At 44.2% G+C, this 24,825-nt stretch carries 16 protein-coding genes and 1 pseudogene; 2 read left to right on the forward strand and 15 right to left on the reverse strand.

The features are described from left to right. Nucleotides 1-78: 78 nt before the first annotated feature. From K1I94_RS04340 to K1I94_RS04390, 11 genes are all read right to left on the reverse strand, one after another. Nucleotides 79-9,939 (reverse strand): CshA/CshB family fibrillar adhesin-related protein, encoded by a 9,861-nt coding sequence (locus K1I94_RS04340; RefSeq protein ID WP_223314536.1) that lies wholly within the window; start codon nucleotides 9,937-9,939, stop codon nucleotides 79-81. Between the two features lie 171 nt (nucleotides 9,940-10,110). Beyond that, nucleotides 10,111-10,602 carry a flavodoxin family protein gene (locus tag K1I94_RS04345; protein ID WP_223314537.1) on the reverse strand — a complete coding sequence of 164 codons (492 nt, stop codon included), beginning with the start codon at nucleotides 10,600-10,602 and terminating at the stop codon, nucleotides 10,111-10,113. 74 nt (nucleotides 10,603-10,676) lie between these two features. Further along, nucleotides 10,677-11,396, reverse strand: a complete 720-nt coding sequence (gene budA / locus K1I94_RS04350; protein WP_002921628.1) for an acetolactate decarboxylase — start codon at nucleotides 11,394-11,396, stop codon at nucleotides 10,677-10,679. A gap of 149 nt (nucleotides 11,397-11,545) precedes the next feature. Further along, on the reverse strand, nucleotides 11,546-12,775 hold the full coding sequence (locus K1I94_RS04355) for a tetratricopeptide repeat protein (RefSeq protein ID WP_317627932.1): 1,230 nt from the start codon (nucleotides 12,773-12,775) through the stop codon (nucleotides 11,546-11,548). Beyond that, nucleotides 12,762-13,940 carry an AI-2E family transporter gene (locus K1I94_RS04360; RefSeq protein ID WP_223314539.1) on the reverse strand — a complete coding sequence of 393 codons (1,179 nt, stop codon included), beginning with the start codon at nucleotides 13,938-13,940 and terminating at the stop codon, nucleotides 12,762-12,764. The genes K1I94_RS04355 and K1I94_RS04360 overlap by 14 nt, the downstream gene beginning before the upstream one ends. A 170-nt stretch (nucleotides 13,941-14,110) precedes the next feature. Then, nucleotides 14,111-15,484 carry a sensor histidine kinase gene (locus tag K1I94_RS04365; RefSeq protein ID WP_223314540.1) on the reverse strand — a complete coding sequence of 458 codons (1,374 nt, stop codon included), beginning with the start codon at nucleotides 15,482-15,484 and terminating at the stop codon, nucleotides 14,111-14,113. Continuing rightward, nucleotides 15,481-16,137: a response regulator transcription factor gene (locus tag K1I94_RS04370; RefSeq protein ID WP_002897805.1), complete on the reverse strand. Its 657-nt coding sequence runs from the start codon at nucleotides 16,135-16,137 to the stop codon at nucleotides 15,481-15,483. Before K1I94_RS04370 ends, K1I94_RS04365 begins: the two co-directional genes overlap by 4 nt. 21 nt (nucleotides 16,138-16,158) lie before the next feature. Further along, entirely contained in the window at nucleotides 16,159-17,376 is a 1,218-nt protein-coding gene (locus K1I94_RS04375) for an ABC transporter permease (protein ID WP_223314541.1), read from the reverse strand. Between the two features lie 12 nt (nucleotides 17,377-17,388). Continuing rightward, nucleotides 17,389-18,063, reverse strand: coding sequence for an ABC transporter ATP-binding protein (locus K1I94_RS04380; protein WP_002895848.1), 675 nt, complete (start codon nucleotides 18,061-18,063; stop codon nucleotides 17,389-17,391). Continuing rightward, entirely contained in the window at nucleotides 18,050-19,315 is a 1,266-nt protein-coding gene (locus K1I94_RS04385) for an efflux RND transporter periplasmic adaptor subunit (protein ID WP_223314542.1), read from the reverse strand. Before K1I94_RS04385 ends, K1I94_RS04380 begins: the two co-directional genes overlap by 14 nt. A gap of 28 nt (nucleotides 19,316-19,343) precedes the next feature. After that, nucleotides 19,344-19,616, reverse strand: coding sequence for a YgdI/YgdR family lipoprotein (locus K1I94_RS04390; protein ID WP_002897808.1), 273 nt, complete (start codon nucleotides 19,614-19,616; stop codon nucleotides 19,344-19,346). Between the two features lie 241 nt (nucleotides 19,617-19,857). Here K1I94_RS04390 and K1I94_RS04395 point away from each other — a divergent pair, with 241 nt between their 5' ends. Next, nucleotides 19,858-20,868, forward strand: a complete 1,011-nt coding sequence (locus tag K1I94_RS04395; protein ID WP_223314543.1) for a lactonase family protein — start codon at nucleotides 19,858-19,860, stop codon at nucleotides 20,866-20,868. Between the two features lie 68 nt (nucleotides 20,869-20,936). Then, complete coding sequence (locus K1I94_RS04400; protein ID WP_223314544.1) at nucleotides 20,937-21,128, forward strand: hypothetical protein; 192 nt, start codon at nucleotides 20,937-20,939, stop codon at nucleotides 21,126-21,128. Between the two features lie 49 nt (nucleotides 21,129-21,177). Here K1I94_RS04400 and mgtE read toward each other — a convergent pair whose 3' ends face one another. The 4 genes and pseudogenes from mgtE to K1I94_RS04420 all read right to left on the reverse strand — a co-directional run bounded on the left by mgtE (nucleotide 21,178) and on the right by K1I94_RS04420 (nucleotide 24,779). After that, nucleotides 21,178-22,518 carry a magnesium transporter gene (gene mgtE / locus K1I94_RS04405; protein WP_125337825.1) on the reverse strand — a complete coding sequence of 447 codons (1,341 nt, stop codon included), beginning with the start codon at nucleotides 22,516-22,518 and terminating at the stop codon, nucleotides 21,178-21,180. A gap of 443 nt (nucleotides 22,519-22,961) precedes the next feature. Beyond that, nucleotides 22,962-23,424: pseudogene (gene tnpA, locus K1I94_RS04410) on the reverse strand (IS200/IS605 family transposase). A 262-nt stretch (nucleotides 23,425-23,686) separates the two neighbouring features. Beyond that, nucleotides 23,687-24,091 carry a PaaI family thioesterase gene (locus K1I94_RS04415; protein ID WP_002904243.1) on the reverse strand — a complete coding sequence of 135 codons (405 nt, stop codon included), beginning with the start codon at nucleotides 24,089-24,091 and terminating at the stop codon, nucleotides 23,687-23,689. A 97-nt stretch (nucleotides 24,092-24,188) separates the two neighbouring features. Beyond that, nucleotides 24,189-24,779, reverse strand: coding sequence for a hypothetical protein (locus K1I94_RS04420; RefSeq protein ID WP_223314545.1), 591 nt, complete (start codon nucleotides 24,777-24,779; stop codon nucleotides 24,189-24,191). Nucleotides 24,780-24,825: the final 46 nt, after the last annotated feature.

Here is a 24,825-nt window from a genome sequence, read left to right on the forward strand (position 1 = left end):
TTTAACAAAAAATAGGAAAGATCCATAAACGAATCTTTCCTATTTTGATTTAGCGGTTAGAAGCTAAGTTCTCACCTCTTAGTCTTCAGACTTCTTCTTTCTCTTATCTAAGCCCATCAGTCCCAAACCTGATACTCCTGCAAGTAAGCTTGCTGCTAAGTATGAGGTTTCTTCTGTACCGGTCTTAGGAAGGGATTTTGCACCCTCACTCTTGGAAAGTGATGGCGGTGCAGGTGTAATCGTCCGCTCTGGCTGAACAGGATTTTCTGTCACAGTTGGAACGTAAACCGCTGAAATCGTCTGACCATTACGATCTTTGCGAATCACTGTCACACCGTCAGCTTGACCGACAAAGCCCGTTTCTGGTACAAAGGTTACAGTGCCATCTGGCGCAATCGTGTAAGTACCTTGACCCGGAACGACCTTTTCAGTACTGCCATCCTCGAAAGTTGGCGGAACAGTTGGATCCACGTCGCCTTCAAAGATTGGTTTACCAGTCTGCGGCTGACCTTTAAGACCGGTGCTGCCGCTATCTTCTGTGGCAGTGCTTCCCAAAACAGTTGGTGTATAGGTAGCCGTCACGGCATTGCCATAAATATCTGAACGCTTCACGACAACTCCGCGAGCAGTTCCGACAAAGTCGGCTTCCGGTACGAAAGTCACTGCCCCTAGCATATTGAACCTGTAAGTTCCCTCACCTGGGACAACCATTTCGGTGCTGCCGTCCGCAAAGGTCGGTGCCACTGCCTGGTCAATCGCTCCTTCAAAAGTCGGCGTGCCTGTTTGAGCTTGGCCCTTGCGACCGCTGGATACACTGTCCTTGCTAGTTGATGGTTCAACTACGGTCGGAACGTAGCGAGCTGTCACTGAGGTGCCATTCTTATCACGACGAACAAGGGTCACACCGGTTCCTTGACCAAGGAAGTCAGCTTCTGGAGTGAAAGTAACTGTCCCATCTGGTGCGATGGTGTACGTTCCCTGACCTGGAATGGTCTTTTCCTTGCTTCCGTCTTCGAAGGTTGGCTCAACTGACTCATCAATTGGAACCAATGGATCACCTGCTTCGAAGACAGGTGTGCCAGTCTGAACATGGCCCTTGATATTTGTAGATGTGGTATCTTTACCAGTTGGGACTACTGCTTTCACTATTGCTTGATATTTGACAATAACCGGAGTTCCGTTAGCGTCTAAACGAATTAATCCCTGTTCTGATGTTTCACCCTTGAATTGTTTTATTGGAGTGAAAGTCACCTTGTTATCGGCATCCACTTCGAACTTACCAACATTTGGTACTTCTTTAATATTCTTTCCGTTACCAAAAAGTGGAGTCGAACCAGCGGGGAATGGAACTAATTTATGTCCTGGCGTGAAAGTCACTTGACCTTTTTGAACCTGACCTTGCAAACCTTCTGTCTTAGTACCGGTGCCTGTTGGAGTTACCTTGGTAAACTCTGGACTGTAGGTCGCTGTCACTGGTGTGCCGTTCTTATCCACTCGTTTTACTGTGACTGGATCTGGTTTACCTACAAACTGCTTGTCTGGCGTGAAGGTCACTGCTCCATCCGGAGTGATGGTATACGTTCCTTGACCTGGAATGGTCTTCTTCTTGCTTCCATCTTCAAAGGTCGGTTCAACTGTTTCGTCAATTGGAACCAATGGATCACCACCTTTGAAGGTTGGAGTGTCTGTTTGCGGAAGGCCTTGTGGGCCAGTGCTCGTCACGGTGGTGCCTGTTGGAGTTACCTCTTTCACTACCGCTTGGTACTTAACTGTAACAGGGGTTCCATTGACATCAGTGCGAGTCAATTCAAGTTCTGGCGTTTCTCCCTTGAATTGTTTGTCTGGAGTGAAAGTTACCTTGCCATCTGCATCCACTTCAAACTTACCAACATTTGGTACTTCTTTAACTGCGGAACCATTATCGAATAATGGAGTTGAACCAGCTGGGAATGGAACAGACTCATGGCCTGGGGTGAAGCTTACTTTGCCTTCTTGGACTTGGCCTTGAAGACCTTCTGTCTTGGCGCCAGTACCAGTTGGAGTTACCTTGGTAAACTCTGGACTGTAAGTCGCAGTTACTGGAGTACCATTCTTATCCACTCGTTTGACTGTGACTGGATCTGGTCTGCCTACAAACTGCTTGTCTGGAGTAAAGGTCACTGAGCCATCTGGAGTAATGGTGTAAGTTCCCTGACCTGGAATGGTCTTTTCCTTGCTACCATCGTCGAAGCTTGGCTCAACTGTTTCGTCAATCGGAACCAATGGATCACCACCTGCAAAGGTTGGGGTGCCAGTTTGAGGAAGGCCTTGTGGGCCAGTGCTAGTTGCGGTAGTTCCTATTGGGGTCACTTTCTCAACAGTAGGCGTGTACTTAGCCGTCACTGGGGTACCATTCTTATCTACTCGCTTAACAACAACTGGGTCTGGTGTCCCAACAAATTGCTTGTCAGGTGTGAAAGTGACAGATCCATCTGGTGCTACTTCAAAGGTACCGACATTTGGAACTTCCTTGCGTTTGCTTCCATCATCGAAAGTCGCTGGAGTATCATTATCCAGTGGTACATTCGGGTCGCCACCGACAAAGTTTGGTTTACCCGTTTGTGGTCGGCCTTGTGGACCAGTGCTAGTTGACGTAGTAGCTGTTGGAGTTACCTCTCTCACTACTGCTTGGTACTTGACAGTTGCTGGTGTTCCATTAGCATCAGTCCGAGTCAATTCGAGTTCAGGTGTTTCACCCTTGAATTGTTTGTCTGGAGTGAAAGTTACCTTGCCATCTGCATCCACTTCGAACTTACCAACATTTGGCACTTCTTTAACTGCGGTACCATTATCGAATAATGGAGTTGAACCTGCTGGGAATGGTACAGAGGCATGACCAGGTGTGAAGCTAACATGACCTTCTTGAACCTGACCTTGCAATCCTTCAGTCTTATCACCAGTACCAGTTGGAATAACAGCAGTCACAGTCGCTTGGTAGTTAGCCTTAGCTGCTGTGCCATTAACATCGGCACGGCTGAGTTCGATTTCCGGTGTCTTACCAACAAACGTTTTAACTGGAGTAAAGGTAACATTACCCTCTCCGTCTACTTCGAACTTACCGACTTTGGCAATTTCTTTGACATTCGTGCCAGTGTCAAAGACTGGCGTACTGTTTTCTGGGAAGCCGACTTGCGGATTTCCTGCTTCAAAAGTAATCTTACCTTTTTGAACTTGGCCTTGAAGCCCCTCTGTCTGAGCACCTGTGGCTCTTGGAGTCACTTTCTCAACAGTTGGTGTGTACTTAGCCGTCACTGGTGTACCATTCTTATCTACCCGCTTAACAGTTACCGGATCTGGTGTACCAACATATTGCTTGTCAGGTGTGAAAGTGACAGATCCATCTGGTGTTACTTCGAAGATTCCGACATTTGGAACTTCCTTGCGTTTGCTTCCATCATCGAAAGTCGCTGGAGTATCATTATCCAGTGGTACATTCGGGTCGCCACCAACAAAGTTTGGTTTACCCGTTTGTAGACGGCCTTGTGGGCCAGTGCTGGTTGAGGTGGTGCCTGTTGGAGTTACCTCTTTCACTACCGCTTGGTACTTAACTGTAACAGGGGTGCCGTTGGCATCTACACGAGTCAATTCAAGTTCTGGCGTTTCACCCTTGAATTGCTTGTCTGGAGTGAAAGTCACCTTGCCATCCGCATCCACTTCGAACTTACCAACATTTGGCACTTCTTTAACTGCGGTACCATTATCGAATAATGGAGTTGAACCTGCCGGGAATGGAACTGAATCATGGCCTGGAGTGAAGCTAACATGACCTTCTTGAACCTGACCTTGCAAGCCTTCTGTCTTAGTACCGGTACCAGTTGGAGTTACCTTAGTGAACTCTGGACTGTAAGTTGCCGTCACTGGAGTGCCGTTCTTGTCCACTCGCTTCACTGTGATTGGGTCAGGTGTGCCTACAAACTGCTTCTCTGGCGTGAAAGTCACTACGCCATCTGGAGTGATGGTGTAAGTTCCCTGACCTGGAATCTTCTTCTCCTTACTTCCATCCGCAAAGGTTGGCTCAACTGTTTCATCAATCGGAACTAGTGGGTCCGCAGCTTTGAAGATTGGAGTTCCTGTTTGCGGGATACCTTGTGGACCGGTGCTCGTAACGGTGGTACCTGTCGGAGTTACTTCTTTCACTACCGCTTGGTATTTAACTGTTACTGGAGTTCCGTTGGCGTCCACACGAATAATTCCTAATTCTGGTGTTTCACCCTTAAACTGTTTGTCTGGAGTGAAGGTCACAATGCCATCTGCATCCACTTCGAACTTACCGATATTTGGTACTTCTTTAATATTTTTTCCGTTACCAAAGAGCGGAGTCGAACCTGCTGGGAATGGAACTAATTCATGGCCTGGCGTGAAGGTGACATGACCTTTTTGAACCTGACCTTGCAAGCCCTCTGTCTTGTCACCAGTACCTGTCGGAGTAACAGCTGTCACAGTTGCTTGGTAATTGGCTTTTGCTGCTGTACCGTTGATATCTGCACGGCTGAGTTCAACTTCTGGTGTCTTACCGACAAACGTTTTAACTGGTGTGAAGGTAACATTACCATCCGCATCAACCCCGAACTTACCGACTTTGGCAATTTCTTTGACATTAGTGCCAGTGTCAAAAATTGGCGTGCTGTTTTCTGGGAAACCTACTTGCGGACTTCCTGCTTCAAAAGTAACCTTGCCTTTTTGAACTTGGCCTTGAAGCCCCTCTGTCTGAGCACCTGTCGCTCTTGGAGTCACTTTTTCAACTGTTGGCGTATACTTAGCTGTCACAGGAGTGCCATTTTTGTCCACTCGCTTAACAACAACTGGATCTGGTGTGCCAACATATTGCTTATCTGGAGTAAAGGTAACAGAACCGTCTGGTGCCACTTCAAAGATACCGACATTTGGAACAACCTTGCGCTTGCTTCCGTCGTCGAAAGTAGCCGGAGTGTCATTATCCAATGGTACTCCAGGAGTGCCGCTTACGAAGTTTGGTTTGCCTGTTTGTTGCCGACCTTGCTCACCAGTGCTGGTAATATTTGTTCCCGTTGGAACCACTTCTTTCACTACTGCTTGGTATTTAACGGTGACAGGAGTACCATTCACATCTGCTCGAACCAATGTCAGCTCAGGAGTGGTTCCCTTAAACTGCTTGTCTGGCGTGAAAGTCACCTTGCCATTGGCATCCACTTCAAATTTACCAACGGTTGGAATCTCTTTAACAGTCAAACCATTGTCAAAGAGCGGAGTTGTTTCAGCTGGGAATGGTACAGAGGCATGACCAGGCGTGAAGGTGACATGACCTTCTTGAACCTGACCTTGCAAGCCCTCTGTCTTATCACCAGTACCTGTTGGAGTCACCTTGGTGAATTCTGGGCTGTAAGTCGCAGTTACTGGCGTACCATTCTTATCCACTCTCTTCACTGTGATTGGGTCCGGTGTGCCTACAAACTGCTTCTCTGGCCTGAAGGTCACTGTGCCATCTGGTGCAATGGTGTAAGTTCCCTGACCTGGAATAACCTTTTCCTTGCTGCTATCGTCAAAGCTTGGCTCAACTGCTTCATCAATCGGAACCAGTGGATCGCCACCTTGGAAAGTTGGGGTACCCGTTTGCAGAAGACCTTGAGGACCAGTGCTAGTCACATTAGTTCCTGTTGGAGTTACAGATGTAACCGTCGCGATATAAGTGACTTTCGCGGCAATACCATTTGCATCTTTGCGAGAAATGCTAATTTCTGGTGTTTCACCCTTAAACTGTTTGTCTGGCGTGAAGGTGACATTGCCCTCCGAATCTACTTCGAACTTACCAACTTTGGCAATTTCTTTCACATTTGTACCTGTATCAAAGACTGGCGTGCTGCTGGCTGGGAATCCTACTTTAGGATCGCCAGCTTTAAAAGTTACACGGCCCTTTTGAACTTGGCCTTGCGGACCTTCTGTCTGATCTCCAGTTCCCGTCGGAGTCACAGCGGTCACAGTCGCTCGATATTTGGCCTTAGCTACTGTACCGTTGACATCTGTACGGCTGAGTTCAACTTCAGGAGTTTTACCTACAAAGGTTTTGACTGGAGTAAAGGTGACATTACCCTCTCCATCCACTTCGAACTTACCGACTTTGGCAATTTCTTTCATATTCGTGCCGGTGTCAAAGACTGGGGTGCTGTTTTCTGGGAAACCAACTTGAGGACTTCCTGGTTCAAAAGTAACTTTTCCTTTTTGAACTTGACCTTGCGGGCCTTTTGTCTGAGCACCTGTTGCTCTTGGGGTCACTTTCTCAACAGTAGGCGTATATTTAGCTGTCACAGGAGTGCCATTTTTGTCCACTCGCTTAACAAGAACTGGATCTGGTGTCCCAACATATTGCTTGTCTGGTGTGAAAGTGACAGATCCATCTGGTGCCACTTCAAAGATTCCGACATTTGGAACGACTTTGCGCTTACTTCCATCATCGAAAGTCGCTGGAGTATCATTATCCATTGGTACATCTGGGTTGCCACTTACAAAGTTTGGCTTACCTGTCTGTGGACGGCCTTGTTTACCAGTGCTAGTGATGTTTGTTCCAGTTGGAGTAACAGCAGTGACTGTTGCCTTGTAGATAGCTATAGCTGTGCTGCCATTCGTATCTGTACGAGTAATCCTGATGTCCGGCGTAAGGCCTTTAAATTGTTTCTCTGGAGTAAAGGTTACATTTCCATTCACATCCACTTCAAACTTACCAACAGTAGCCACTTCTTTAACATTCGAACCATTGTCGAAGAGCGGAGTTGAGCCAGTTGGAAAGGCCACCGTTTGCTTTTGACCATTAACTTGCGCAGAACCTTCTGTGAAGCTGACTTTGCCTCGCTGAACTTGGCCTTGTCTGCCACTGGTTTCAGCATTCGTCGCACTTGGTGCTGCTGCTTTTACATCAGCCTGATAAGTAGCTGTTACTTCCGTTCCATTGACATCTACTCGCTTGACAGTCTCTGCAGCTGGACGTCCAGCATAAGTCGGTAGTGGAGTGAAGGTAACTAGGCCTTGATTATCTATCTGATAGGTACCGACACCAGCAACTGTTTTAGTCTGGCTGCCATTATCAAAGGTTGGCAACTTCTTGCTATCAATAGGCACACGATTATTGCCCGGATTGAAGCTCAACTGTCCTGTCTGAACTGCACCTTGAATGCCCTCGCTGCTGGCACCTTGAGCAGTTGGTCTGACAGGTATCACCTTTGGCTGATAAACAGCTTGATGGGGAATACCTTTGCCATCAATCATTTGAACAGACACAGGGTCTACAGTACCAACAAAGTTTTTGTTTGGTTTGAAAGTAATCTTACCTGTTGCAGATTCGACTTCAAAACGACCGACTTCCCGACCATTTGATAAAGCTGGAACTCTAGTATCATCTGTAGTCGTTCCATCCGCTTTCACAAATTTTACTGGATTTGCTGCCGTCGGACTTGCCGGAGTTTTGCGAGCATCACCATCATTAAAGACAGGCGTCTTTTCTTGCGTTAATCCTTGAGCATCCGTTGTTTCATACTTAGGAACATTGAGCACGGTTGGCACATAGCGTCCATCCATCGTATTCAGTTGATCATTGATGACTGGTTCAGCCTGATTCTTGGCAATCCAATCCGTACTTGCGCCGTTAGTATCAAAACGACGGATGTTAATCCCCTGAGCTGTGCCGATAAAGCCTGCCTTAGGCTCATATACCACATCTACATCAGCACCGTTTGCAGTTACTTTATAACGGCCTTCAGCAGTGTTATACCAGCCTTCTGCATCAGCTGTCAGGGCATTTCCTCTCGCATCCAATACAATCGGAGCTTTAGTAGTATCAATCGCTACTCTCTTATTTTCAGTATTTTGAGCAATCCCCTGCGGAGTAAAATGAAGAGTGGCTGTCTGTCTCTGATCACGGATTCCAGTACTTTCCTTCTTCTCACCTTTTGGTGGATAAGTCAGTTCAACTTCTAGATCTTCCACCTCACCACTAAATGCAGTTCCGGTTGGCTTTTCAATATCTCCCTTGTTCAAGGCGATACGAACCCGCATTCCCAGCTTGCTAAGTTCAGGATTAGTCATAGCTGGATTCTTCTTAAAGTTGACAGTATAATCTCCCGCAGTTGTTACTTCGGTAAATTCACTGGCTTCGTCTTCGTCAAAGACACCATTATTATTGAAGTCAATCCAGGCACGGACATAGGCTTTTTCGTATCCGTTAGCTGAAGCATGGATGCGGAGAGAATAATCTCCGTCATGCAGACGGTTGACTGGAAAAAGACCATTGGTTTTCCCGACTAAATCATCAGACAAGAGCTGATTAATACCTTCATCGGCTAAATCATTCTGATCGTCATGCTTCCAGTTGTTTCCAGATGTGGTATCAATATCAGCCGCAACACGGCCCAAGAATGGCTGTGGATTTTGACCGCCAGTTTCAGCATTGTATCTTGAAATAGCATGGATAGCTTTTCCATAAGAATCCGGTGCATCCCCTTCATCGATTGCCATAAAACCAATCATCGCAGCCTGCTGGCCAGAAGAAGCTATATAAATACCAACCTCTGATGCACCACGAGTCATCACAAGCGGAATTGTATTGTTTCTAGAAACGTTCGGTCCAAATACTTGACTTCCCAGTCCGCCAGTCTTTTGGTCAGGACTGACATAGGCCTGCCAATGAACGCCTGTACCGTCATTTCCAATAAATTGTCCTTCTGTAGTAGGCTTCATTGGCTTATAGGTTTCTGTAATCTCAGTAGTCACACCATTTGCGTCTGTAACTGTACGCTTCCACTCGGCCAAATGTTCCCAACCCTTACCATTGGTTGTAAAGATAGCATACTCACCTGGGTTTGCCTCTTCTCCATCAGCCATGACAACTGTTGCTTTAACTGGCTTCCCACGATATCTAGCTTCAACTTTGAACTTCACACCATAGTTGGCTTCATCTTTAGGAACCTGCAGTTGGGTCTTACGCCCTTTGGTATCAATTCCCTCTGACTTAATAGCAGACCATTGGTTTTGAGCTGCACCAGTAATTTTAGGACGGTAATCATCACCATACCAATACTGATAAGCATAATTATTACTATTGTTATATTGAAGCCAAGTATTTTTTGCATTGGGATCATAACTGCTTTCGTACTCAGTCCCCTTTACTCGATCACGATAAATCTCTGTCGCATAGAAAGGTTTCAATTCCGTGACAGTCAGTTTGACCACATAGCCCGGCGAAATTTCCTTCTCATATACCGTTCCAACTTTAAACGAGCCGTCTTTATCTAGATTTCTCAATGATTTCGTATCACCAAAATCCAGCCAGTTCACTTGCTTCATCAACTCATCAGAACGTTTCCTCACTGATTCTTCCAATGTTGGTTTAGAAACTGTAGGATTAGGTGTTGCATCTTGTATGGCAGAGCTAGCTTGACCAGCAGGACTGGCTGTACGGAATGATGTTCCTGTCTCCATTGGCTGGCCATTACGATCAGACTTTGGCATAGCCGCAGAACTTGGTTTTGGCGTATATTGCACTGAGTAAGAGCGCGTCCGACTAGCTTCGTTAGAGGTCTCAACTGTCTGATTAGCTTCTTGCGCCTTTTCAGGTGTCACTTGCTCTGGGGCAGAAGCTGGACTTACCAGCTGATTTTGATTAACACTTGCTTCTGAGTTAGCTGTTTCAGAAACAGCGGATGTTGCTGTATTCTCAAGAGCAGGCTGACTGACTGGCTGACTCATAGCAGAGTCCGTCGGTTTTTCTGGCAGTGAGATATTATCATCTACAGTTCCGCTGGCAGTTTCATCTGCATTGACTGTAGCCGCAGTACCTAAAAGGAAAACGGTAGATAATAATACCGAGCAAACTCCAACATTTAATTTTCGAATCGAAAATTTGTTTAAATGGGGGTTAAATAATTCTTTTCCCATAGAATCTCCTATATTAATATTTAATAGCAATTGGTATTATACAACATTTATATTTAGTTAGCCATGGATATGACTGTAGTTGAGGGGCATAGTGTCCAAAAATAGACACATAAAAAAAAGACTCCATTTTTATAGTAAAAAAAGAAGATCCGCAAACGAATCTTCTCACTTTTAACCTTCTGATAAAACCTTATCTAATTTTTCCTGCAGGGCCGCCAATTCCCAACCTTCGATTTCTTTTAGCTTATGATTGGTTACTGCCAGCCCCTCATATTCGAGTCCGCAGTTCTGGCAAAAGCGGCTCATCACGTAGTCCAGCATTTCAATTTCTTTGCTGGGCTGAGAACCTTGCAGAAGGAAAAATACCTTTTTGCCCTTAAGTGCTTCCTGCGGCTCATGTACATCAGCCACTCGGTCCAACAGAGTTTTTAGCAAACCTGAAAAAGACCACCAATAAATAGGGCTGGTAAAGACCAGCACATCAGCCTGACTCAGCTGCTCATAGACTTGAAAGAAGTTATCGTTTTCTGCTGACTGGCCATATTGCTCAATGTGGTAGTCCACTAATTGAAGAGCCTCATAATCTCTATCCCGCAGAAAAAAATGCCCCAACTTAAAACTATTACCATTCCTATTCGGACTGGCGTTTACCAAATAAATCATAGCTTCTCTTCTCCTCTATTCTTTTTCCAATTATATCAAAAAAGAGGGAAGCAAACAATGCTCACCCCTACTATTTATTCCGACTTTTCCATATCTTCTTTCATCTCATCCATATTAAACTTAGCAAAGAGATACTTGCGATCTTGTACCGGGAAACGCTGATCCAGCTGGTCTACAGCGCCCAACTCGACGACACCTTCCTTGATAACAAAATCCATAACATGTCCACCAAAAGTTAAATCATCCGATACAAAATGCAGATGATAGCCTGCCAGACTGACCCCGTGGAAAATCTCAGGCGTCCAGATACCAACGATGGTGCCCGTGACATTTTCCTTACGATACTCAGGCTGGTTGACTGCTACTTCTGCAAACTTCCGTTCCGTCGTAGACTTGGGAATCATCCGAACATGCATGCGGGCGAAATCGCCATGAATCTTGATAGAGCGGAAAAGATTTTCGCCATCATAGTAAGACTCAATCCGCTTCTCCAACTCCTTGTCATCCATCTCAAAGCGCTGACGGAAAATGACCTCCGCCTGATGAGGAACAACTGCCGCGTAAGGTACTGTCATATCTGGTGACACCTCAACCACTTCTGGCACTTCTCCAGAGCCCTTTGCCTGATAAGCCTTACCATTAAGAACAATGAGCTCACCATCAATAGAGTCCAATGTCCCCAAGCCCAAATCTCCATACTGCAGCAACTCCCCAACAGTCATACTGCCGTCGTAAAGACCAGCCATCAAGGCTCCCAAAGTATTATATTGAAATAATTTGATTGGTTCTGCCATTCTTTTTCCTTAATCTTTCTCTTCTAAAAATATTATTGCCCATCCAGCTAAGATTTTTTCATCCTAATTACATGTACTTACTGAATTTCTACCGCCAATCATTATACCATAAATTGTGGGAAAGAGCTGAGCAAGTGCTTCTTGAGCTTTTATAAGCTTTCATAAAGCTCCTGCATACTAGCATCATCAGGCACTAATCTTAGATAAGAAGCAGCAGCTCTTTTAGCTTCTTCAAATCTGCCTAGTTCACGCAAAAGATAGACATACTGCTCCAAAAACTCTGGATTATCTTGCAATTCGCGAGCCAGTTGATTATAGAGTTCTTCTGCTTTTTCCAGATTTTCCAAAGCCTGATAAGCACGCGCCAGATTCCAGCGAGTCAAGGCGTTATCGACTTCTTGCTCAGCAAATTCTAAAATATCCTCATAACGCTCCTGCTCCAAGTAAAGAGTAGTCAGTCGCAAGGCAATCTCTTCCAAATCATCCGCATCTTCCTGAGCCTGCAAAAGATAATTTTCAGCCGCTTTCTCATCGTGAAGTTCATAAGAAAGCTGTGAGGCTAAAAGCAAGAGCCGAGTCTCAAAAGGATTCTTAGCCAAGCCTTGCTGGGCAAGAGTCAAGGCTTCAGCCGTCCGATGCTCCGCATGAAGAGACAGGGCATAGCCATATTCGTAGCCTTCAAAATCCGGCGACAGAGTATCCAATTGCTTGAAATAAAGATTGGCCTTTTGGTATTCTTCTTGGTCCGCTAAAATAGTCGCCAGCTCATAAACCGCAGCATCGTCATACTCCAGCTCAACTGCTTTCTCCAAAAACTCAATGGCAGCTGCAAATTTTCCAAGACTGGCATAGCATACCCCAATCCGCTGATAGGTTGAGACGCCTGTCTGTTCAAAGATTGTACGATTGTCTAGCTGAGCGTATTCCTTAATCGCCTGTGAAAAATCCCCCAGCTCCAAATCAATCTCAGCCAGACCAAAGGTTACCAAAGGCTCATCAGTCAGCTCTGCTGCCTGAGCCAGTTTCTCACGAGCTACATCGGGCAGCCCCTCTAGCTGATAGAGGTCAGCCTTAGCCAAGAGAGCAGCAACATACCAGTCACTGTCTGGCTGAATCTCCTCCAGATAGGCAAATGCCTGCTCCAAGTCCCCATCATCACTGGCAATAGCTGCCAAACTGATATAAGAAGCCGGATAGTCAGGAGCCAACTTTTCAAAAACACGCTTGGCCTGAGGGAAAAAGCCGATACTCTCTAAGTAATCGGCCAAATCCAATAATTCTTCTTCACTGTCTGTAGTCAGGGCTTGCTCGAAATAGCGATCAGCCAGAGCTAGGTCCTGCTCCTGTAAAGCTGCCAACATTTGCTCACTCTTGCTCACTGATTTCTCCTTCTTGTTCAAAATCGGCTTCATAGAGGCCGCTTACTTTCTGATACCACTTAAAGATAGCTGCAATGGCTACCTTGGCTGAAGCATAGGCGGGAATTCCCAGGAAAACGCCCCAAATCCCAAACATGGTGCCAGAAGTCAATAATACGAATAAAATCGTAATTGGATGAATGCTGAGCTGACTGCCCAAAACCAAAGGAGAAACAAAACGCCCCTCGATTGTCTGCTCAACGATGAAAACGACAATGACTTTAGCCAGCATCACTGGACCGCCAGCAATCAAACCGATTGCCAGAGCCGGAAGCATAGCCAAAAAGCTGCCCAGATAAGGTACCAGATTGAGAACGCCCGCAATTACTCCAAGAGTGACACCATAGCGCAGGCCAATAATCTTGAAGAAAACAATAAACATCATAGCTACAATGATAGCAACCGTCACCTGACCTCGCACATAGTTGGCCAGCTGGCTGTTGATATCCGTCATCACTTGACCAAAGGATTCTCGGAATTTAGTTGGCAGAAACTGGGTCACATAGCCTTTCAGGTTTTTCCCATCTCTCAGCAGGTAAAAAAGGATAAAAGGCATGATGATAATTGCCACGATGATCTGCGAAGTTGTACTGATTAAGTTCCCTGCCCAATTAACTGCCCGCGATGAAAAATTGCTGGCCCAATCGGTAATCTGACTAGACAGATTGCTAGTGTATTCTTCAATCTGCGGCTTGAAATCCTCCGAAATATACTTAGTCACGACATCATCGATGAACTTGTCAGCCTGCTTCAGATAAGCTGGAACATTTCTGACAAAGGCCATGACCTGATGCTGCAAGCTAGGAATAGCAACAGCCAAGCCCCAGATAATCAAAAAAGCAATTAAAACAAAGACAATGGTAATAGCAACCAGTCGATTAATCTTGTGCTTTTCCATCCAGTCAACAATCGGATTTAACAGATAATAAAGCAGACCAGCTAAAATAACCGGCAGCATAATCACTCCCAAAAATTCAATGACTGGACTAAAAATAAAACTGATTTTACTCAGTATAAAAATATTCAGCCCCATCAAAAGGGTCACTAGAAATACTGTAATGGCCTTGTTATCTAAAAACCATTTAAAAAACCAAGATAGGCTAAAATCTTTTTCTTTGTGCTCCATATTCTCCTCCTTTAACTTGTCATTTTATTGTAACATTTTTCAGAGAAAAATTCTCAGCTCAGCTATAGGGAAAAGCAAAAAAAGAGAGGAGCCAGAAAACTTGTATTTTTCGCAAAATACAGCTTCTGACTTCTCTCTTCTGCTCCTGCACAGCCAGCTAGAATGCAAGGTTATTTCTCGACAGCTGGCAGATAAATGCTAAAGCGCATTTTCCGCCCATCAACAGCTTCAAACTGATATCGCAAACCATGCTTGTCCAAAATTTGCTGAACGATAAAGAGTCCCAGACCTGTTCCGCCATCCTTGCGATTGCGACTGTAGTCTGGCCGGTAGAAAGGCTGAAAAATCTGCTGGATTTGGTCTTTGTTTAAGACGCGTTCCGCCTCATTTTCGATGACTAGCTTACGCCTTTCCAGCCTGAGTAAAATCTGTCCGCCTTCTACTGTATAATGAAAGGCATTGTCCAGAAGATTTTTGACAGCCTTGAGCAGATAGGTGCGGTTACCCTTGACCTTCGCTTCTGCCAGCTCAACCTGAAAATGGTAGTGTCTGACATCTGCTAAAACTCGATAGGTGCTCAGATTTTCCTCCAAGACCTGCTTGAGTGAAAAGACTTCCTGTTCAGTTTCAGTCTTCATCTCCAGTTTAGAAATGGCTAAGATAGACTGGACCAACTCCGACTGCTCCTCTAGGATTTCTCGGCACTTCTGCAAGTACTTGTCTCGATCCTTGAACTCTCCTACTCCATAGATCATGCCATCAACCATCCCCATCATGCTGGTAATGGGCGTCTTGAGCTCATGTGATGTCATCCGCAAAAACTCTGCCTTTTCCCGCTCGCTTTCTGCTACCTTTTCATTTTCCAGGCGCAGAGCCTCGATACTGGTCAGTAGATTAGCATAGAGATGATTGATGTCTTGGGCCAGTTCGGCAATCTCATCACGCCCCTTGACCTGACAGGTCACATCTGGAGCCAGACTCGTCATTTGACGGGTGCTCTTAGAGATGGCTTTGATACGTTGACTGGAAGTCCGGCTGTAGAGATAGGCAGCCAGACCACCCAGACTCAGAGATACAAGCAAGACAAATGGATAGAGATTAAGCAAAATCCGACTAGCATCGGAAACCGGTTGTAAGGAATATTCCCCTCTCAGGACAACTTCTTTACCATCTGAAGTTCGAAAGCTTTCTGATAAACTCTTGCTCTCATAGTCGCTGTTGGCAATCGTTGGAACGATGGTCAGCTGCAGAGAACTTTCATCGCCAGCTTCGAGTGAGGGATAGAGGATCGTATTGTCTTTCGCCAGCAAGGTAAACCAAATCAGATTGCTCTTTTTACTATAATCGCTCAAGAGCTCGCCGATTTCCTGACTGGACTTTCCCTTGACTTGCTTGGAAACTTGGTTAAATTCCTGCTGAGCTTCCCCACTCTTAACCTGCTGATAATACACCGGCATGGCAAAGTAAAGACTGGCTAGAACGATAGTCACCACCACGAAAATGATGGACGAGGTCAAGAGAAAGTTCTTTTTGACAATTTTCACTTGTCTTCTCCTCCAAGCTGATAGCCCATACCCGTAATGGTTTTCAGCGGCACACCAGGAATCTTTTTGCGGATATTCTTGATATGATTATCCAGTACCCGACTATCCAGCTCGCTGTAGCCCCAAATGGTATTCATCAGCTGATCTCGGGTCACCAAATGCCCCTTCCTCTTAGCCAGAGTCTGCAAGATTTCATATTCTTTCTTGGTCAGAGGCATCTTCTCACCCTGCCAGTAAACCGTGCAATCATCAATCGAAACCGTCAGGTCGCCAACAGCAATCTCTGAAGCAACTGTATTTCTGCGCAGAATATTCTCAATCCGTTTGACCAAGATTAGCGGTGAAAAAGGCTTGGTTACATAATCACTGATGAGATGGTTAAAGCTGACCAGCTGGGTATACTCGTCATCCAGTGCTGTCAAAATCATGACCGGAATCTGAGAAGTCTTGCGGATTTCCTTCAGTACTTCCAGACCGCTCTTGGTCGGCAGCATCATATCTAAAATGACCAGATCAAAGGGCTCTTCTTCAAAAGCCTGCAAAGCATCGCCTCCGTCAAAGACTGGCCTTACCTCATACTGACTTTCCTTTAAAAACTCGCAAATCACTTGATTAATCGTCGTATCATCTTCCACCACTAGAATCTTGTGCATACTTAGATTTTTCTCCTTTACCTATTCAAATCGCAGGGCTTCGATCGGATCCAACTTGGATGCTTTCACAGCTGGCAGGAGCCCAAATACTACTCCTATTATACAACAAAAGAGCAAACTTACAAAGACAGAAAAGAGGGATAAAATATACGGATAAGCTAGAGACTGGGTGATGGCAAAGCCAGAGGCGATACCAGCCACCACGCCAATAATCCCTCCCATCAGAGTCAGGATAACTGCCTCAATCAGGAATTGCTTGAGAATGATCTTCCGCCGAGCTCCCAGAGCCTTTTTTATCCCGATTTCACGAGTCCGCTCTGTCACTGAAACCAGCATGATATTCATAACACCGATACCTCCGACTAGGAGGGAGATGCTGGCAATACCTGCTAGCAAGACGAAGTTAGACTTGTTGAGATTGTCCAGCTGCCGTTCAAATTCCTGTAGGTTGAGCACGCCAAACATATAGTCTGACGGGGGCATTTGCTGATTGAGGTAATCACTAACCTTCTTGGCTACCTTCTTCAAATCATCTGCCTTATGGGTTTGGACGGTCACTTCAGGACTGACATTAATGGTATCAAAAATCCGATGCCACTGCTGCAGGGGAATATAGGCCACCTTTTCCGCACCAGCTGTTAAGCCACTCTGCTCTGTGGACTCAAACACGCCAATAACCTTAAAGGGATTGCCCAAGACTTCCACATATTTGCCGATGCCATCACCCTTTGGAAAAAGACTGTCATAAAGGGACTTTTCCAGATAGGTCACCTGCTCTTGATTTTTAAAGGCTTCTGAGTCAAATCCTTCACCTTCTAGCAGACGTTGCTGCTTGATGTCAGCGGCTGTCTGCGAAACAGCCTGAATCTTCCCAGACGACTTTTGGCTTAGGTAGTAAATCTTCTCATCTGTACCATAGGTCAGCAGAGCATTCTTGACCCCAGAGATTTCCTTAATCTTACTCAGCACATCCTCTCCCATAAAGGGAATATAAGAAGGCTTCTGAGCTTGAGATTTCTCTGGAATGGTTGGATCAATCACACTTTTCTTGTCATAAACGACCTTGATAGTGTTATTATTGCCGCCAATGAGCTGACGCTTGGTATTCTCCGTATTTCCCTCAATGATAGAAAAGATAGCGATGATAGCGCCTATCCCGATGATAATCCCCAACATGGTCAGCATAGAGCGCATTTTATGCGACAAGATTGAATTCAGAGCTACAAAAATATCTTCCATACAGCTTCCTTTCTATCCTATCGCTTTGCTCTCTATATTACCATCCCGCAGGATAACCGTCTGCTTGCAGAGTTGGGCTACTTCCGGCTCATGGGTAATGATGACAATGGTCTTTCCCTCATCATTAAACTGCTTGAAAAGGTCCATAATCTGCACACTGGTCTTGGTATCCAGGGCCCCCGTTGGTTCGTCACCAAGGATGAAGCTGGGATTGGTTACCAAGGCTCGCGCAATGGCTACCCGCTGCTTTTGACCACCTGAAAGCTCCATAGGCTTGAAATCACTTCTTTCTTCCAGCCCGACCAACCGCAGCATTTCCAGAGCCCGCTCCCGTCTCTCTTTTTTAGGAATTTTCATGTAAGTCAGAGGCAGTTCCACATTTTGACAGGCCGTCAGCTTGGGCATGAGGTTAAAATTTTGAAAAACAAAGCCAATCTTCTGATTGCGCAGATCGGACAGCTGATTGTCAGACAGCTCAGACACATCGGTCCCTTCGATATGATAAGTCCCTGAACTTGCCTTATCCAGACATCCGATAATGTTCATTAGAGTCGACTTACCAGATCCAGACGGTCCCATGATAGCTAGAAAATCCCCCTCTTTCACATGCAGATCGATTCCTTTTAAAATTGGAAATTCCTGACTGCCCTGCTGATAAGATTTGTGGATATCCTTAAGCTTTAACATGCTGTCCTACCTCCATCCCTTCTTCCATACCTGCTCTCGGTGTTGAAATGGTATCCTGCATAGTCAAACCTTCTGTAATCTCCACCAAACGGTCAGAAACTTTCTTGGTCTTGACTTCATGCATTTTGATAGTCTTGCCCTCTACTTTCCAGACATAGGTCTTACCATTTTTATTGAAAGTATAAGCCTTATTGACGACTACCTTTCCAGCCTCGGGAGCATTCTCCACGATGTTGACATAGGAATGGGAGCCTACCAGTGGCATTTCACCACCCTGATCCAGCTCAACTGTATAAGGATACTTACCTTGGTTGGGATTTTCCTGTTGCTTATTCCCACCATTATTATTGGAAGTATTCTCTGCTGTCAGGCTGCCGACCTGAGTTACCGTACCACTCCAGCGTTTCTTAGGATCCTTGCGATCCACCACTTCCACTTTCTGGCCGACACTCAGCTTTTCACGGTCAAATTCACTGACAGTACCTTTGACCAGAGTTTTGGACTTGTCCATAATCTCAATAAAGTTTTCTTCTTCTTTCTTGGCCTTGGACTGATTAGGCAAATCTTCATTCATAGAGGTAATTGTTCCTGCTGTATCGGCAGTCACAGTATCATACTTCATCCGATCTGATTCTGTCTGGGCTGTCACTTGGGCCTTTTCAGCCTCAATCTGAGCTGTCGTTACTTCATTATCCGCAGTCTTGGCATCGCTCAGCGCCTGAGCTAGCTCATCTTCAGCTGACTTTATCTGCTCCAGCAGTGACTCATCCTGACTGGAATTGTATTTGTCCTTGAGAGCATTGAGACTGGCCAACTTGCGATTATAGGTTTCCCATTTAATCGCAGCGCTGTTTTGAGCGGCTGTAATGCCATTTGCCTTGGACTGGGCATCATATTGAGCCGACTGGGCTGTCAATTGCTGCTCTGTCGCATAGGAAAAGAGTGGCTGTCCTTGTGTAACGGTATCACCATTTTTGACAAATACTTCCTTGACTTCCCCTTTAGAAGGGTCAATCTTGACCTTACTGCTATTGTTGGCAACTACTTCCCCAGATAAAACCAGGCTTGTTTTTTTGCTGTTATTGACAGCTTCTTGGACTGTCAGCGAATCAATCGTCTTATCAACCATTTTCATGGCCTGTTGTTGATTGATCTGTCTAAAATACAGATAGCCTCCCAGCCCAGCACAAGCGAGAATGACCGTGCTGCCCAATAGAATGGTCTTACGATTCATTTTTTTTCTTCGAAACATATTGCCTCCAACCTACATGTTTTAATCTTTATTCTGCTTCTGAGCTAGATCCTGACCCACCTTCTGGGATTTCCTCACCATCTGCTGGGATTTGGATAACGTTTCCATCAGGCATTGTGTATTCTGTCACTTCTTTGCCATCTACCGTCTTGGTTTTCTTGTCAACAGCGTCCTTCTGGAAGTCCACTTGTTTCCCATCCTTAATTTCTGAGTTATCAGCTTCTTTATTTCCGCATGCGGCTAAAAAGAATCCTGACATTCCGATAAGAGCAACGAGCATAGCAATTTTTTTAACGTTCATTTGATTTCTCCTTTGTTTAGCAAGTAGGAAGTTTGTTGCTTCCTGACAGTAATTGTTTTTTTGAACAATTCTATTCTAACAAAGCCATCTATCCCCTTCCTACCCACTATCTGTTTTTTATCTGTTTTTTCGAATCAATACTATTCTTTTGAAAATCAGACAAATCCTCCGCTCTAAGGCCTATCATCTGCTTTTATGATATAATAGTAGCAAGCAATCTAAATATATAAGAGGTAATGTCATGACACAAACGGTTTACTTTGGAACCTATACTCGCAGAGATTCCAAGGGAATTTACAAGGCAGATTTTAATTCTAACAAAGGAACTTTAGAAAACTTGACCTTGCTTGCTGAAGAGCCCAGTCCAACCTACCTAGCCTTTGACAAGACTGGACATCTCTATTCTGTTGGCGCAAAGGACGGACAGGGAGGTATTGCAGCCTTTGATCAGGCAGGTCAGCTCCTCAACCATGTCGTTGAAGAGGGGGCTCCGCTCTGCTATGTGGCAGTTGACGAAGAGCGTGACTTGGTTTACGGTGCCAATTATCATAAGGGACAAGTTCTGGTCTACAAACGCCTGACGGATGGCAGACTGGAACTGGCTGACTCAGCTACCCACAAAGGTCAAGGACCACACACCAATCAGGCCTCTGCTCACGTCCACTATGCTGACCTTACACCAGATCAATACCTGATTACCTGCGACTTGGGAACTGATGAAGTCACCACTTATGATGTTGCTGAAGATGGAAAGATCGCTCCTCTGAACACCTACAAGTGTGCCGCTGGAGCTGGTGCCCGCCATATCGTTTTCCACCATCATTATAAAATCGCCTATTTGATCTGTGAGCTTAATTCTACTATTGAAGTCCTAATTTACGATGGAGTCGGCCATTTTGAACACCTGCAAACCGTCTCCACCTTGCCAGAGGACTTTGAAGGCGCAAACGGAACAGCTGCTATACGTCTGTCTGCTGATGGCAAGTTCCTCTACGGCTCCAACCGCGGCCATGACTCTCTTGCCGTTTACAAAATCTTAGCTGATGGCAGCTTGGAGTTAATCCAGATTGTACCTACCAATGGCCAAAATCCGCGGGATTTCAACATCACACCAGATCAAAACCATATCATTGCTGTCCATCAAGACTCAGATAATGCAACTATCTTCAAACGCGATGCGGAAAGTGGAAAATTGACAGAAATCTCCCACGATTTCTACGTTCCCGAAGCCGTTTGTGTGACCTTCAAGTAATCAGAATTCTTGTCTTTCTATTTGAAATTTGATTAAATGGTATAAAAAATTACTAAGGAGCAACAACTATGAATCCAGTAGATTTATTTAATCAAGTAAAAGAAATGATTGAAAAGAAAGACTTTGATGGCGCCAAAAAGTTTATCGAAGAAAACAAAGACAAACTCGGTGAATACCTTGATCAAGCTAAAAAATTAGTAGCTGGAAATGAAATAGCCAGCGGTGCTATTGATAAAGTTAAAGGTTTGTTCGACAATTAAGAAAACAAAAAAACGCTTGAAAAATCAAGCGTTTTTTGTGTATCATTTTTTATACAATCAATGGTAAGAAAATCTGTGCTAAGCCTAGAAAAGCTAGATAACCCAATACATCTGTTGCTGTGGTAATGAAAATGGTCGAGGCTAGAGCTGGATCCTGCTGCAGTGTCTTGATAATCAGTGGTACAAAGTAACCAAATAGAGCCCCACATGCTAGATTGATCATCATAGCCAATACCACAATAACAGACAGATAGAAATTTTGATAGAAGACAAACATGACAATAGCTGCAATCAAGCCAGTAAAGAAACCATTAACCAAAGCTAGCACGATTTCTTTGAATACTAAATTCCGATCTTCTTTCAGATCCAGTTTCCCCAAGGCAATTCCCTGGATAACTAAAGCAAGTGTCTGAGAGGCAGAATTTCCGCCCATTCCTGTGATAATAGGACTAATCGCTGCTAATGCTACAACTTTTGAAATCGTATCATCAAAAAGTGCCACTGTCGCAGAAGCTAGAAAGGCTGTCACTAGGTTAATCATCAACCAAGGTAAGCGTTTCTTGAGTGATTCTTTGAAAGGTCCTCCAATTTCTTCACTTTCTTGGACACCACCCATCCGCAAGATATCTTCTTGATACTCTTCTTGCAAAACATCGACGATATCGTCAATAGTGATGATCCCTAGCAATACCTGCCGATGATTGACGACCGGTACGACAGATAAATTATATTTGGCAGAAAGCTGTGCCACTTCCTCTTGGTCAACCTCTGGCGTTACACTTACTATCTGAGTATTCATAAATTCACTGAGTTTCATCTCCGCATCATGAATAAACAAATCACGAATATCAATCCAGCCAACTAGCGAATGATGCACATTCCTTATAAATAAGGTATCAATAACTTCCGTATTGGGCGAAATCTCCCTCAATTTATTGAGAGTTGCTGAGACGGTCAGATTTTCATTTAAGGTGATGAATTCTGTCGTCATCAGACCACCAGCTGTCTGAGGATCGTAAGCCAACATAGCTTTCAAATTCTCTTGACTGGTATTTTTCATCATACTTAAGTATTGCTTACGCAAGTCCACACTCAAGTAACCCAAAATATCTACCACATCATCATCTGGCATAAGATGAAAAAGAGTGCTGGTACGTTTGAAAGAAATCGATTGGATAATCTGTCGTTGCAACTCCGGCTCGGCTTCTTTTAAAATCTCTACCAATTGATCATCACTAGCCATTTCTGTAAAGGTTTTGAGAAGATTCCCTTCCTCATCCTCCAAGGCCTCCAAAGAAAGAGCAATATCAATGGGATAGTAATCGTCAAATATCTGATTGAAAACTTCACTATCCTGTGATAGTAAGACCTGATTTAATAATTCTTCCATTGTACTCCTCCTTCCACTTTGCTAGTATACCATAAAAGACTGATTTTGATACAAGAAAGCTATAAAATCTTCAATAAATCACTCACTTTTTCAAGCATGTAGTCACAAGGAAACGCAGGGATTACTTGATTATATTTTCCGAAATAAAAATGTCATCTTATCCTCAAATTTTTCAAGGGAAGGTGCATGACCAGACCCGCACACTACTTCCAAGCAATTTTCTAGGAAAAGATGATAAAGCTCCCTCTCATCAATTAGGGTGGTTCCTAAATCAAAAATATCCATTGTTATATCTTTACACATCATAACCACCCGTCTAACGGGTGGTTTGTCCCAGGGCTATAAGCCCAGATCACCAGCCAGCGCCTAAAGACGCTGGCTTTCACTTTGTTCAAGCCTCATTGCTCTTGACTCGTCACAATCCTCTCAAAGAGGTGTTTGCATTACTTACCACTATCCCTAAAGGTATCCTCATATTCTTTTACACTCAATTTATCCAACGCTATATCATGTTTTTCCTGCTCTTGAATATATTTCTTAATTGTGGCTTCATTAAGTCCAACTGTACTCACGTAATAACCTTCCGCTCAGAAATGTCGGTTCCCAAACTTATACTTGAGATTAGCGTGTTTGTCAAACATCATGAGTGCACTTTTCCCTTTTAAATACCCCATGAAACTAGAAACACTTATCCTTGGTGGAATACTTACTAACATATGTACATGATCCGGCATCAAGTGACCCTCGATAATTTCAACACCTTTATAACTACATAATGGGTGAAATATTTCACCCAAACTGTTTCGATATGATTATAGATAAGATTCACCTATACTTAGGTGTAAACACAATGTGATATTTACACATCCACTTTGTGTGTGATAGACTATGTGCCTTTTGCGCCATATTTTTCTCCTTTCGCTTCACAATTGGCTTGAACACCTTTATTGTATCGCGTTTGGAGTTTTTTTGGTATAACCTTCGATGCGCACCCGCATAGCGGGTGGTTTATTTGTCTCGCACCTAACGGAGCGAGACAGACTGAAAGTCACAAACATAAAAAGCATCCTCTTTGAGCGATGCTTTTTATGTGCACGATTTCAGATACTGGTTATCATATTTTAAAAACTTAAAACTCCGTTTCCAGTTAGAAATCAGGCCTTTTAAACTAAATATTAATTTTGCTAGCTTCTTTTCTCTGACCAGTTACAAACATGGTAAATGTTGCCTTGCATACATTTTCTTTATCTTGATTCGTAATAGTAACATCTACAACTCGTGTTTTACGCCCTGGGTGGACACAGTTTCCTGAAATGATTAATTTATCACCCAGATGTCCCGCTCGCATATAGTTGATAGAAGACTGAAGCGTCACCCCATCTAAATCTTGAGAAATCAAGACTAAACCAGAAATCTGATCACAGAGAGTAAACAGATAACCTCCGTGAGCGTTACCATAATAGTTCAAAGAAGACTGAACGACTTCTGTCGTGACAATAACCTGACCGTCCTTCATCTTTTCAATCTCATAGTTTTCAAATGCTGAAATCGCATCAAAGTGAAAGTCTTTCATTTCTTTCTCCTTATAATCTGTGTCTTATCATACTACTTTTTATCGATTCGGGCAAGGAAAATTCCCAATAGGTCTATCAAAACAACTTCTTGGTAAACTACGGTTCTTGATGCTCCCTCTCCTTAATAAAACCTTTTAACTCCTCTAATCGTTTGCTTGTTAGGGGTTGATCAAGAAAAGCATCTAAGTTAACATCTTTCTCTTTATAAAACTTATTCATAGGGACATTATCATACCGTTTTACCTTTGATGATGTAAGCTGCCCATCTACATAAGTTGTAATCTCTATATTACTATCACCAAAATAAGCTCCATAATAGTCTTCTCGAACCACTACCGTCTGTCCTTTCTCCTCTAGATAGGCATAATGGCTTACTGGAACATAAACTGTAATAAGATAGCCAATTATAGGAGAAACTGCCAACAGCAACAAGCCTAAAGCAAGAGCAGGATAAAGAACCCATTTGTATCTTTTAATGAATAAATAGAAAGCGAGGAATAAAAAGAGAAAAGTAAGCCACGGACTCAACTGAGGTCGCCACAATATACTGGTGACCAAAAAGAATACAAGGACTGCCAAAAGTGCCAAACGCCACGACTTCAACCAATAAGATATAAGCAATCCAACAGCTAAGAGAATAAGAGCTGGCCATTCCCTACTTAGAATATATAGAAAAAAATAAAACATCTCCCGAATCTCCCTTTACTTTATTGAAAAATCCCTCAAGTCAAGC

The sequence above is a fragment of the Streptococcus sanguinis genome, from assembly GCF_019929145.1.
Classification (GTDB): Bacteria; Bacillota; Bacilli; order Lactobacillales; family Streptococcaceae; genus Streptococcus; species Streptococcus sanguinis_U.